At 72.2% G+C, this 10,726-nt stretch carries 13 protein-coding genes and 1 pseudogene; 4 read left to right on the top strand and 10 right to left on the bottom strand.

What is annotated here, in order from left to right; genetic code table 11:
• Positions 1-164: pseudogene (locus EAO75_RS48210) on the top strand (ATP-binding cassette domain-containing protein); the annotation flags it as partial.
• A gap of 5 nt (positions 165-169) precedes the next feature.
• Here the strand turns inward: EAO75_RS48210 and EAO75_RS09610 are convergent.
• The 7 genes from EAO75_RS09610 to EAO75_RS09580 all read right to left on the bottom strand — a co-directional run bounded on the left by EAO75_RS09610 (position 170) and on the right by EAO75_RS09580 (position 5,910).
• Entirely contained in the window at positions 170-964 is a 795-nt protein-coding gene (locus tag EAO75_RS09610; RefSeq protein ID WP_147994641.1) for an ABC transporter ATP-binding protein, read from the bottom strand.
• Positions 961-1,803 (bottom strand): ABC transporter permease, encoded by an 843-nt coding sequence (locus EAO75_RS09605; protein ID WP_147994640.1) that lies wholly within the window; start codon positions 1,801-1,803, stop codon positions 961-963. The genes EAO75_RS09610 and EAO75_RS09605 overlap by 4 nt, the downstream gene beginning before the upstream one ends.
• On the bottom strand, positions 1,800-3,155 hold the full coding sequence (locus EAO75_RS09600) for an ABC transporter substrate-binding protein (RefSeq protein ID WP_147994639.1): 1,356 nt from the start codon (positions 3,153-3,155) through the stop codon (positions 1,800-1,802). The genes EAO75_RS09605 and EAO75_RS09600 overlap by 4 nt, the downstream gene beginning before the upstream one ends.
• A gap of 14 nt (positions 3,156-3,169) precedes the next feature.
• Positions 3,170-3,397: a ferredoxin family protein gene (locus EAO75_RS09595; protein WP_031480193.1), complete on the bottom strand. Its 228-nt coding sequence runs from the start codon at positions 3,395-3,397 to the stop codon at positions 3,170-3,172.
• Between the two features lie 59 nt (positions 3,398-3,456).
• Positions 3,457-4,227 (bottom strand): GntR family transcriptional regulator, encoded by a 771-nt coding sequence (locus EAO75_RS09590; protein ID WP_147994638.1) that lies wholly within the window; start codon positions 4,225-4,227, stop codon positions 3,457-3,459.
• Between the two features lie 136 nt (positions 4,228-4,363).
• A complete protein-coding gene (locus EAO75_RS09585; RefSeq protein WP_147994637.1) occupies positions 4,364-5,557 on the bottom strand; it encodes an RNA polymerase sigma factor in 1,194 nt (397 codons plus the stop codon).
• Positions 5,554-5,910, bottom strand: coding sequence for a YciI family protein (locus tag EAO75_RS09580; protein ID WP_147994636.1), 357 nt, complete (start codon positions 5,908-5,910; stop codon positions 5,554-5,556). The genes EAO75_RS09585 and EAO75_RS09580 overlap by 4 nt, the downstream gene beginning before the upstream one ends.
• Positions 5,911-6,009: 99 nt before the next feature.
• Here EAO75_RS09580 and EAO75_RS09575 point away from each other — a divergent pair, with 99 nt between their 5' ends.
• Positions 6,010-7,065 carry an acyl-CoA dehydrogenase family protein gene (locus tag EAO75_RS09575; protein WP_147994635.1) on the top strand — a complete coding sequence of 352 codons (1,056 nt, stop codon included), beginning with the start codon at positions 6,010-6,012 and terminating at the stop codon, positions 7,063-7,065.
• Positions 7,066-7,114: 49 nt separating this feature from the next.
• On the opposite strand, the gene EAO75_RS45695 is transcribed toward EAO75_RS09575, so the two are convergent.
• The gene (locus tag EAO75_RS45695; RefSeq protein WP_187284368.1) at positions 7,115-7,282 is read right to left on the bottom strand and encodes a hypothetical protein; all 168 of its coding nucleotides are present in this window, start codon (positions 7,280-7,282) and stop codon (positions 7,115-7,117) included.
• Between the two features lie 183 nt (positions 7,283-7,465).
• On the opposite strand from EAO75_RS45695, the gene EAO75_RS09570 reads away from it, so the two are divergent.
• Positions 7,466-9,043, top strand: coding sequence for an FAD-binding domain-containing protein (locus tag EAO75_RS09570; protein ID WP_147994634.1), 1,578 nt, complete (start codon positions 7,466-7,468; stop codon positions 9,041-9,043).
• Positions 9,044-9,089: 46 nt separating this feature from the next.
• Complete coding sequence (locus EAO75_RS09565; protein ID WP_187284367.1) at positions 9,090-9,539, top strand: hypothetical protein; 450 nt, start codon at positions 9,090-9,092, stop codon at positions 9,537-9,539.
• Between the two features lie 9 nt (positions 9,540-9,548).
• On the opposite strand, the gene EAO75_RS09560 is transcribed toward EAO75_RS09565, so the two are convergent.
• A complete protein-coding gene (locus EAO75_RS09560; protein ID WP_147994633.1) occupies positions 9,549-10,493 on the bottom strand; it encodes a M28 family metallopeptidase in 945 nt (314 codons plus the stop codon).
• Positions 10,494-10,646: 153 nt separating this feature from the next.
• On the bottom strand, positions 10,647-10,726 hold an 80-nt coding region (locus EAO75_RS45690), incomplete at its 5' end, for a VOC family protein (RefSeq protein ID WP_315986997.1).

The raw sequence follows: 10,726 nt of genomic DNA, 5'->3' as shown, positions 1-10,726 counted from the left end.
AGCTCGGCCGCCCGGGCGCCGCCGTACTGCACGGGCTGGACCTCGAAGCCGCCCCCGGCGAGATCCTGACCGTCGTCGGCCCGTCCGGGTGCGGCAAGTCGACGCTGCTGCGGACCCTGGCCGGGCTGCTGCCCGCGCTCGCCGGACAGGTCACTGAGGACGGGCAGGCTCAAGACGTCGGGGAACCGAGGGAGTCGAGGATGTCGCGGCGCAGCGCCACGGTCGCGGGGTCGTCGCGTGCTCCGCGGTCGCGAGGCCGTGGCACCGGCCGGACCCCGGTGAGGCCGCCCGCGCCGAGCAGCGTCACCCGGTCGCCGAGGAAGAGGGCCTCGTCCACGTCATGGGTGACGAAGACGACGGTGGCGCCGGTCCCGTACAGGGCCTCCACCAGCAACTGCTGCATGCCGGCCCGGGTCTGGGCGTCCAGTGCACCGAACGGTTCGTCCATGAGGACCGCGCGCGGCTGCCCGGCGAGCGCGCGAGCGAGCTGTACGCGCTGGCGTTGTCCACCGGAGAGCCGGTGCGGCAACTGCCGTTCCAGACCGGCCAGTCCGACCCGCTCCAGCCACTCCTGGGCCCGGGTCCTGCGTTCGGTGCGGCCGATTCCCCGGATGGCCAGGGGCAGTTCGACGTTGGCGCGGGCCGTGCGCCACGGCAGCAGGGCGTCCTCCTGGAAGATCAGCGCCCGGTCGGCGCCGGGGCCCGTGATGGGCCGCCCGTCCTCAGTGACCTGTCCGGCGAGCGCGGGCAGCAGCCCGGCCAGGGTCCGCAGCAGCGTCGACTTGCCGCACCCGGACGGGCCGACGACGGTCAGGATCTCGCCGGGGGCGGCTTCGAGGTCCAGCCCGTGCAGTACGGCGGCGCCCGGGCGGCCGAGCTGCGCCCCGGTGACGCCGAGCCGTGCGCCGGGGGCCGGCCGGCCGGTCCGCGAGACGGTGGTCGCGAGGTCCGTTTCCGTGCTCATGACGTGGCACTCCCCTCGCGCCGCGGCAGCCAGTGCGTGAGCCTGCGTCCCAGGACCTCCACCAGGGTGGACGTCAGCCAGCCCAGGAGGCCGATGCTGACGATGCCGGTGAAGACGCCCGGGTAGTCGATGACCGTGTAGTCCTGCCAGGTGCGGTAGCCGATCCCGTACTCGCCGGAGATCATCTCCGCGGAGATCACGCAGATCCACGAGACGCCGATCCCGACCGACAGCCCGCCGAAGATCCCCGGCAACGCGCCGGGCAGCACCACGGAGGCGAGCACCCGTCCGCGTCCGCCGCCCATGGTGAGCACCGCCTCCTCCCACACCGGCGCGAGCGCGCGCACCGCGTGCCGGGTGGCGACCAGCACCGGGAAGAACGCGGCGGTGAAGGTGATGAAGACAATGCCCTGCTCGTTGCTGGGGAACAGCAGGATCGCCACCGGTACCAGGGCGATGGCCGGGACGGGCCGCAGCACCTCCAGGACCGGCCCGATCAGGTCCGCGGCCCAGCGGGAACGGCCGACGACCACGCCCGCCGCGACGCCGAGCACCGCCGCGAGCAGGAACCCGGTGACGATCCGGCGCAGGCTGTCGGTCACGTCCTGCCAGTACGCCCCGTCGCCGAGCCGCTCCCCGAACTCGCGGGCCACGTCGGCGACGGACGGGAACTGGTCGAACCGCAGCCACAGTTGGACGTCGAGCGTGGTGAGCAGCTGCCACAGCCCGAGTGCCGCAAGCAGCGACAGGACGCGTACGACGGGCCGCAGCCGGTGTGTGCGCCGCGCCGGCACCGGCCGCTGCGACGCCTTCCCCGGCGGGGCGGTCAGCGCGGTCATGACGCCTGCGCCAGGGCGGCGGCGTAGGACACGGTACGGGCACCGGGGTGGGCCCGGGTGTACGCGCGGGCGGCGGAGACGGTGACGAAGGGGCTCAGTTCCTCACCGTCGCGCACCCAGACGGCCTTGTCGGCGTACCAGCGGGTGCCGGTGGTGGCGTCCGGGACGTAGGCGGCCCGTACCTGCTCCTTGTGCCCGGCGACGAACTTCAGCAGCGCGGAGGGCGAGTCGAAGGCCCGGGTGCGGTCCTCGCCCTTGAGCCAGACCTCGTCGCGCGAGGGCTCGGGAGCGGCGGCGAGGTGCTCGGCGTACTCGGCGCCGTACACCCGCTTCAGCGGGCCGTCGTCGACGAAAGCGTCCACGTCGACGTCACCGACGAGTTTCGCCGACCGCAGCACCGGGACGTCCTTCTTCAGCGCGGCGACCAGCTCGGGCTTGACGACCGGGTCGAAGGTGGCGATGCCGCCGCTGCCGTTGTAGAGGTAGACGACCTCGGGCGGCAGGCCGGTGGCGTCGGCGACCTTCTCGGCGGCCTGCACGGGGTGTTCGTTCAGGTACCGCGTGGCCTGGATCTGCGCGGTGAGGAAGGCGTCGAGCACCTTGGGCCGCTGCTCGGCGAAGTCCTGACGGACCGTCACTCCGTGGAAGGTCGGCAGGTTCAGCTCGCCGCCGTCGTACAGGGCCTTCGCCCTGCCCTGGAAGGCGAGCAGTCCGGGCCAGGCCACGAACTGCGAGAGGGCGTCGGCGCTGCCTGCCTGGAGCGCCGAAGCCCCCACCGACGGCTGCTGGTTGATCTTGCGGATGTCCTCGTTCGGGTCCAGGCCGGCCTGCTGGAGCGCCCGTACGAGGGTCCCGTCGGCCGCCGATCCGATACTGGTGGACACGGTCTTGCCCCGCAGGTCCTTCAGCGAGCCGAGTTTCGACTGAGGCGCCGTCACCACGGTGTTGAGGGCGCCGCGCAGGTTGTAGCCGGTGACCGAGACGAGCCGGGTGGGGCGGTTCAGCTGCTTGCCGCGGGCGGCGTTGAGGAGCAGCGGGAAGTCGCCCATGGATCCGATGTCGATCTTCCCCGCGGTCATCTGCGCGGTGATGGGCGCGCCCGTGGCGTAGTCCTGCCACTCGACCTTGTAGGTGATGCCGTCGCGCTTGCCCTGTGCGGCGAGTTCGCGTTCGAAGGAGCCGAGGGAGCGCAGCAGGGTGCCGGCGGTGACGGTGTTGATGGTCTTGGACTGGTAGCCGACGGTGACGGTGACGTGGGTGGCGTCGCCGGCCGAGGCGTCGCCGCCGCAGCCGGTGACGAGAGTGCTGACCAGGGCTGCCGCGAGCAGTGCGGCAGGAGTGGTGCGTTTCATCGCGAGTGGGCCTTTCACCGCAGCAGGTAGGGCATGTTGACCGTGACGGCCCCGGTGGGGCAGCGGGCGGCGCAGGGGCCGCAGTACCAGCACTCGTCGACGTGCATGTACGCCTTGCCGCTGTCGGGGTTGATCGCCAACGAGTCCAGCGGACACATGTCGACACAGAGCGTGCAGCCGTCGATGCACTTCGACTCGTCGACGGTCACGGGCACGTCGGCCCGCTGGGGCACCAAGGGCATGGCTGTCTCCAGTGAGGTACTGCGAGGGGTGAAAGAACCGCTTCTTGGATGGCGCGTCTTCAGAGGGAGCGGCGCAGCAGCCCGCTCATCGCGATCCGGTCCCCGCGGAACCGGATGAACTCCAGGTCCACGGGCCTGCCGTCGCACAGGTGGGTGAGGCGCTCCAGCATCAGCACGGCGGCGCCGCGCGGCGCCTGGAGCACGGTGGCGGAGTGCGCGTCGGCGTTGACGGCCTCCAGGGTGATCTCCGCGTGCCCGAGCGGCTGCCCGGTGATCTGCTCCAGCAGCCGGAAGACGTCGGTGTTCTCCAGGTCGGCGCCGATGAGCTCGCCGCCGATGTCCAGGGGCAGATAGGTGAGGTCGAGGGAGAGCGGCAGCCCGTTCAGCCTGCGGAGCCGCTCGATGTAGAGGACGTCGGTGCCGGTGGGCAGCCGCAGTCGCTCGGCCACGGGTGCGGGCGCCGGGACGGGCCCCATGGTGCGTACCTCGTTGCTGACCCGGCCGTGTTCCCGCAGGGTCTCCGCGAGTCCCATCAGCCGGTCGAGGCCGTGCGGGTACTTCTCGGCGACGACGACGGTGCCGACGCCGGGCAGCCGCTCGACGAGCAGTTCGGCGCGCAGCAGGTCCAGGGCGTGCCGGACGGTGTTGCGCGAGACCTGGTAGTCGGCGGCGAGCACGTCCTCGTGGGGCAGCGCGCCGCTGGGGAATCCTCCGGTCAGGACCAGGTGCCGCAGCAGGTCCGCGAGCTGGCGCGCCCGGTCCGCACGCAGCCGTCGGCGGCGTGCGGCGGCGAGCGGCGCGGTGTGCTCGCGGGTTCGTTCGGCTGGCATGCGGTGACCATACCGACGGTGCCCTCTCCATGGTGTTACTGCATCATTGCGCCACCTGAGTACCCTTCAACAGTGCGCTGACCTGCGACTTCCCGGACGATGGAGCCACTCTCGCCACCACGCCCGGCCGCGCCGTTCACCCGCCGGCGAGTTCCTGACGCCGACGCTCCAGGTACGCGCGCTCGGCCGGGTTCTGCGACAGCTCGATGGCGCGTTCGTACGCTCGCTCGGCCTCGGTGTCGCGGCCGAGGCGGCGCAGCAGGTCGGCACGGACGGCGTGGAGGACGTGGTAGCCGTCGAGGTCCAGCGCGTCCACGAGGTCGAGGGCCTGGGCGGGGCCTTCGGTCTCGGCCACGGCGACGGCCCTGTTGAGGGCCACGACCGGGCTGGGGGCGAGGGTCATGAGGTGGTCGTAGAGCTGCCGGATCTGGCCCCAGTCCGTGGCCTGCGGGGCCGGTGCGTCGCTGTGCACGGCCTGGATCGCGGCCTGGAGTTGGTACGGTCCGGGCCTGTCCCGGCGCAGGCACTGCCGGACGAGCGACTGTCCCTCGGCGATCAGCGCGGGGTCCCAGCGGGCGCGGTCCTGCTCCGGCAGCGGTACGAGTGCTCCGTGCTCGTTCTGCCGGGCGGGTCTGCGGGACTCGACGAGGAGCATCAGCGCGAGCAGCCCGGTGACCTCGGGCTCGTCGGGCATGAGTTCGGCGAGGAGCCGGCCGAGCCGTAGGGCCTGAGTGCACAGGTCCGCCTCACCCTCGTACCCCTGGTTGAAGATCAGGTAGACGACGGCCAGCACCCCGGTGAGCCGGTCCGGCAGGTCGGCGTCGCGCGGCACTCGGTAGGGGATCCGGGCGTTGCGGATCTTCGCCTTCGCCCTGACCAGGCGCTGGGCCATGGTCGGTTCGGGCACCAGGAAGGCGCGCGCGATCTGTGCGGTGGTGAGTCCGCCGAGCAGGCGCAGGGTCAGGGCGACCCGGGCCTGGACGGCGAGGGCGGGGTGGCAGCAGGTGAAGACGAGCCGGAGCCGTTCGTCGTGCACGGGGCCCTCCTCGCGCGGTGCGTCGGCGGCGTGCAGCAGGGCCGCCTGGGCGTGGCGTGCGTCCCGGCCGGCCTCGCGGCGCAGCCGGTCGACGGCACGGTTGCGGGCGGTGGTGATGATCCAGCCGGCCGGGCTCGGCGGGACGCCGGTCTCCGGCCAGCGCCGCAGGGCCGTGGTGAACGCGTCCTGCACCGCCTCCTCGGCGAGGTCGATGTCGCCGAGGAAGCGGACGAGGACGGCGACCGCGCGCCCGTACTCCGCGCGGAAGACGGCCTCGACGTCCGGGAGCGTCATGAATCCTCGGCTTCGCCCATGAACGGCCGCACCTCGATCGGCAGGGTCGTCGCCAGAGCCAGCTTGCGGCCCCATTCCAGGGCCGCGTCCAGGTCGGGCGCCTTGATGAGGCTGATGCCGCCGAGCATCTCCTTGCCCTCGGCGTACGGGCCGTCGGTGACCAGGACGTCGCCGTCGCGGGGCCGCAGCACGGTGGAGGACTCCGGGCCGTGCAGTCCCCCGGCGAACACCCAGGCGCCCGCCTCGCGCAGCTCCCGGTTCAGGGCGTCGAGGTTCTTCCCGATCCCGGCGAGGACCTCCGGGGCCGGGGGCTCCCCCACCGGCTGCATCACATTGAGCAGGTAGTACTTCATGACGGCCTCCTCGGGCTTCGTGGCGTGCTCTCACCTCCTACACGAACGACACGCCCCGGAATCGACACCCCGCACGAGGTCCCCGGAAGAATTTCGTCCATGACCACCAAGGACCACCCCCTCGTCGCCCGCGCCCACCGCCTCGCCCGTGATCTGCTCGCCCCGCTGGCCGAACGCGTCGATCAGGAGGGCGTGCCGCGGAGCCACATCGAAGCGATCAGGCGCTCGGGGCTGCTGGGCGTGGGCGCACCGGCGTCGTACGGCGGATGGGCGGCCCCCGCGGCGGTGGCCCGGCGCACAGCGGAGATCCTGGCCGGGGCGTGCTGCTCGACGTGGTTCGTGCAGACGCAGCACCACACGCCGGTCGCGACGCTGGCCCGCAGCGAGGGCTCGGTACGGGAACGGCTGCTGGGTCCGCTGGCACGCGGCGAACTGCTGTCGGGGGTGGCGTACGCGCATCTGCGGTCGTATCCGCGCACGCCGGTGCGTGTCACCTGTGAGCGCGGTGGGTGGCGGTTCGACGGGACGGTGCCCTGGTACACCGGCTGGGGTCTGAACGACGTGATGCTGCTCGCCGGTGTCACGGAGGGCGGTGAGGTGGTGTTCGCGTTCACCGAGGCCCGGGAGCAGCCGGGGCTGCATGCCTCGGAGCCGATGCGTCTCGCGGCGCTCACCGCGTCCCGCACGGTGTCGCTGGAGCTGGACGGACTGTGGCTGCCTCAGGACGCCGTCGCGCTGCACAAGCCGTACGAGGAGTGGGCCGTCACGGACCGCGCGAAGACGGTCGACGCCTCCCCGGCGGTCTTCGGCATCACGGAAGCGGCCCTCGCCCCGCTGGACGAGGCGACCGCGCAACCCCTGCGCACCTGCCTGGAGGAGATCCGCGGCAAGGCCTACGCACTGGCCGACCTTCCCATGACGAGCGAGCGCATGGCACAGCGCCTGGCGCTGCGCATCCGGGCGGCCGAGCTGATGCGTACGGCCACGACCGCCGGGGTGGTGGCCGGCGGCGGGCGGTCACTGTCGCTCACCGGCACGGCGCAACGCCTGGCGCGAGAAGCCCTGTTCCTGCTGGTGCAGGGCCAGACGGCTCAGTCGCGCGGGGCCCATCTGGAGGTGCTGGTGGCGGACGCCGCCCCGGCCGGACCGGCGTGAGACCGTGCGCCGGGCGGCCCTGACCTCCGCCCGGCGTGGTCACGCCCGCTCAGTCCTCGTCGCGCGTCGGGACCACGACGAGGAAGGTGTCCGACTTCAGGTCCATCACGACGGTCGCCGGCTCACCCTGGGCGCGACGCGCGGCCGCGTATTCCTCGGCCGGCCACGATCCGCGCGGAGCTCCCGCCGGAAACCGCTCCAACACCCTCGCGCCCATAGCGGCAGGCACCTCCAGATTCGGACTTCGGCTCACAGGTCGCGTACTTGCCTCGTAGTCATCGCCTGCCCGCCATCGTCGTGAACATGTTCACGACTTCGCGCCTGCTCCGACGGACGTCGACCACCCTGCCGGCGCCGACCGGGAAGCAGACCACATCCCCGACTCCCTGGAGTAGCCGACATGAGCATCTCGGTCGTCCTGTTCACGTCAGATCTGCGCCTGCACGACCACCCACCGCTGAGAGCGGCCCTGGACGGCGCCGAACGCACGGTCCCGCTGTTCGTGCGGGACCGTGCCGTGGACGACGCAGGGTTCGCGGTACCCAACCGGCTGGCCTTCCTCGCCGACTGTCTGCACGATCTGGACGCCGGTCTGCGCGAGCGGGGCGGCCGGCTCGTCGTGCGCGAGGGCGACCTCGTGGACGAGGTGTGCAAGGTGGTCGCCGAGGCCGGCGCCGACGCGGTGCACATGGCGTCCGACGTCAGCGCCCACGCCCAGCGGCGCGAGCAGCGGCTGCGTCGTGCGCTGGAGGCGGAAGGGGTACGGCTGCACGTGCACGACACCGCGACCACCGCCGTGGCCCCGGGCGCGGTGACTCCGGCCGGCTCCGACCACATGGCCGTCTTCACACCGTATTTCCGCCGCTGGTCCCAGGAGCGGCTGCGGGACGCGCTCGCGGCGCCGCGCGCGGTGCGGGTCCCCGACGGCGTCGGGTCCGAGCCGCTGCCCTCCCGTGCCGACATCTCGGACCTGTCGGAGGGGCTCGCCGACGGAGGCGAGCAGGAGGGCCGCAAGCGGCTCACCGCCTGGCTGCGCGGCCGGGTGTCCTCCTACGCGGAGCGCCACGACGACCTCGCCGGCGACGCCACGTCCCGTCTCTCCCCGCACCTGCACTTCGGCACCCTCTCCCCCGTCGAACTCGTCCATCGCGCGCGCCGGGCCGGTGGCCCGGGTGCCGAGGCCTTCGTACGGCAGCTCGCCTGGCGCGACTTCCACCGGCAGGTCCTCGACGCCCGCCCGGACGCTGCCACCGCCGACTACCGGACCCGGCACGACCGTTGGCGGTCCGAGCGGGAGGCGCGGGACGACATCGCGGCCTGGAAGGAGGGCCGCACCGGCTATCCGGTCGTCGACGCCGCGATGCGCCAGCTGCGACACGAGGGCTGGATGCACAACCGCGGACGCCTGCTGACGGCGAGCTTCCTCACCAAGACCCTCTACGTCGACTGGCGGGTCGGCGCCCGGCACTTCCTGGACCTGCTGGTCGACGGCGATGTCGCCAACAACCAGCTCAACTGGCAGTGGGTGGCCGGGACCGGCACCGACACCCGGCCCAACCGTGTGCTGAACCCGGTGACCCAGGCCAGGCGCCACGACCCCGACGGCGGCTATGTCCGGCGCTGGGTGCCGGAGTTGGCGGGAATCGAGGGGCGCGCGGTGCACGAGCCCTGGTGGCTGCCGGACGACGAGCGCGCCGCGCTCGGCTACCCGGACCCGATCGTCGACCTGTCGGAGGGGCTCGCGCGCTTCAAGGCGCTGGCCGACGACACGCGCAGACGGCTCCTGGACCGCCTGCACGAGGACAACGGGCAGACGCTGGGTGAGCTGTGCGCGCGCATCGACATGAAGCGTCAGTCGGTGACCCGGGGCTCGTCGGCTCCCGCTACTACGTCAACAACCTCTCCTCCACCTGGACCCCGACCCGAAACCCACCCCGCCCCGCGGCTTCGACGCGGTCGCCGAAGCCGTCCTCGGTGATGCGCCGCCCGGTGCCACCGCTGATACCTCCCCGTTCGCCGAGCCGATGGCGCGGATCAACGAAGCCGTGACGGCGGGGCGGACCGCGGAGGCGTCGGAGCGCGTGGAGCGGACCGTGGCGGAGGCGTCGGCGGTGCTGGGCCCGGAGCACCCCGAGGTGCTCCGGATCCGCGAACTCGGCGCGTACATCGCCTATTTGGCGGGCGACCCGGAGCGTGCCTTCGCCCTCTCCTTCGACGTGGCGCGCAGGCACCACGGCGCCCGGGACGCGGAGGCGGCGTACGGCAGCCTCCATGGCGCGGCCACGGCCTGGCGTGCCGTGCGGGACCCGGCGCTGGGGCTGCGCCTGGGCCGGGACCTGCTCGGGCTGTGGGCCGAGCTCACGACCGAGGGCGGTCCGGCCGCCGACGACGTCGAGGAGCTGGAGTCGGCCCGTGCCCGCATGGACCGTCTCGCCGCCCGAGCCGCCAAGTCGGCCGAACCGCCCAGGAGTTGAATCAGCCGGTTACTCCGACAGCTCCCACACCGCGTAGGCGACGGCGTCGCTGTTGCGGTCGAGGGCGGTGTCGTTGATGTTGGACGTGGTGTCGCAGGACGAGTGGTAGCAGCGGTCGAAGGACTGCCCGGCCGTACCGCCCCACTTGGTCACCTGGGCGGAGGTCTTCGTGCGGCTCGCCCCGGTGAACAGGCCGCCCACCGGCACGCCCGCGCTCTTGAACGGCGCGTGGTCGGAGCGGCCGTCGCCCTCGGTCTCGATCTCGGTCGCGACGCCGAGGCCGGCGTAGTAGTCCTTGAAGGTCTTCTCGATCGCGGGGTCGTCGTCGTAGACGAAGTAGCCGGGGTTGGGTGAGCCGATCATGTCGAAGTTCAGGTAGCCGCTGATCTTCGCGCGGTTGGTGGAGGAGAGGTTGTTGACGTAGTAGCGGGAGCCGACGAGCCCCAGCTCCTCCGCGCCCCACCAGGCGAACCGCAGATGCTTGGTGGGCTGGTAGCCGGCCCGTGACACGGCGAGCGCGGTCTCCAGGACCGCCGCCGAGCCGGAGCCGTTGTCGTTGATGCCGGGGCCTGAGGAGACGCTGTCGAGGTGGGAGCCGGCCATGACGACCTGGTTGGTGTCGCCGCCGGGCCAGTCGGCGACCAGGTTGTAGCCGGTGCGGCCGGAGGACGTGAACTGCTGGATGGCCGTCGTGTATCCGGCGGCGTCCAGCTTGGCCTTCACATAGTCGAGGGAGGCCTTGTAGCCGGGGCGGCCATGGGCGCGGTTGCCGCCGTTGGCGGTGGCTATGGACTGGAGCTGGGTGAGATGGGCCTTCACACCGGCCACGGGGATGTCGGGCGCGGCGGCCACCGAGGGCGTGGACGCCGCGCCGGCTATGGATCCGCCGGTGATCAGCAGGACGACCGAGGCGGCGCCGGCCGCCATCGCACGCCCGGAGACGGAGAGCTTCATGTGGGGGGCTCCGAATTCCGTGGGGAACCCTGTGGGGTGGCCACAGGAGTTCCACAGTGAATGGGGTGCCTGGATGGTGAAGCTGAAACTGACTCTCCGTCAAGAGGGCGATTCGGACAGGGAGTTAGAAATAGGGAAAACCCTGTGTGCGCGTCACTGCACGCAGAACTCGTTCCCCTCCGGATCCGCCATCACCACCCACTCCCCGCCCGGCTCCTGCACCCGCCGCAGCA

Source organism: Streptomyces sp. UW30, assembly GCF_008042075.1.
GTDB lineage: Bacteria > Actinomycetota > Actinomycetes > Streptomycetales > Streptomycetaceae > Streptomyces.
The sequence above is the reverse complement of the archived record's forward strand: the minus strand, read 5'-3'. Positions and strand labels throughout refer to the sequence as shown.

Excerpts from the sequence above, each read along its gene's own strand:
- EAO75_RS09610 (WP_147994641.1), bottom strand. The coding sequence starts at position 964 with ATGAGCACGGAAACGGACCTCGCGACCACCGTCTCGCGGACCGGCCGG.
- EAO75_RS09605 (WP_147994640.1), bottom strand. The coding sequence starts at position 1,803 with ATGACCGCGCTGACCGCCCCGCCGGGGAAGGCGTCGCAGCGGCCGGTG.
- EAO75_RS09600 (WP_147994639.1), bottom strand. The coding sequence starts at position 3,155 with ATGAAACGCACCACTCCTGCCGCACTGCTCGCGGCAGCCCTGGTCAGC.
- EAO75_RS09595 (WP_031480193.1), bottom strand. The coding sequence starts at position 3,397 with ATGCCCTTGGTGCCCCAGCGGGCCGACGTGCCCGTGACCGTCGACGAG.
- EAO75_RS09590 (WP_147994638.1), bottom strand. The coding sequence starts at position 4,227 with ATGCCAGCCGAACGAACCCGCGAGCACACCGCGCCGCTCGCCGCCGCA.
- EAO75_RS09585 (WP_147994637.1), bottom strand. The coding sequence starts at position 5,557 with ATGACGCTCCCGGACGTCGAGGCCGTCTTCCGCGCGGAGTACGGGCGC.
- EAO75_RS09580 (WP_147994636.1), bottom strand. The coding sequence starts at position 5,910 with ATGAAGTACTACCTGCTCAATGTGATGCAGCCGGTGGGGGAGCCCCCG.
- EAO75_RS09575 (WP_147994635.1), top strand. The coding sequence starts at position 6,010 with ATGACCACCAAGGACCACCCCCTCGTCGCCCGCGCCCACCGCCTCGCC.
- EAO75_RS45695 (WP_187284368.1), bottom strand. The coding sequence starts at position 7,282 with ATGGGCGCGAGGGTGTTGGAGCGGTTTCCGGCGGGAGCTCCGCGCGGA.
- EAO75_RS09570 (WP_147994634.1), top strand. The coding sequence starts at position 7,466 with ATGAGCATCTCGGTCGTCCTGTTCACGTCAGATCTGCGCCTGCACGAC.
- EAO75_RS09565 (WP_187284367.1), top strand. The coding sequence starts at position 9,090 with ATGGCGCGGATCAACGAAGCCGTGACGGCGGGGCGGACCGCGGAGGCG.
- EAO75_RS09560 (WP_147994633.1), bottom strand. The coding sequence starts at position 10,493 with ATGAAGCTCTCCGTCTCCGGGCGTGCGATGGCGGCCGGCGCCGCCTCG.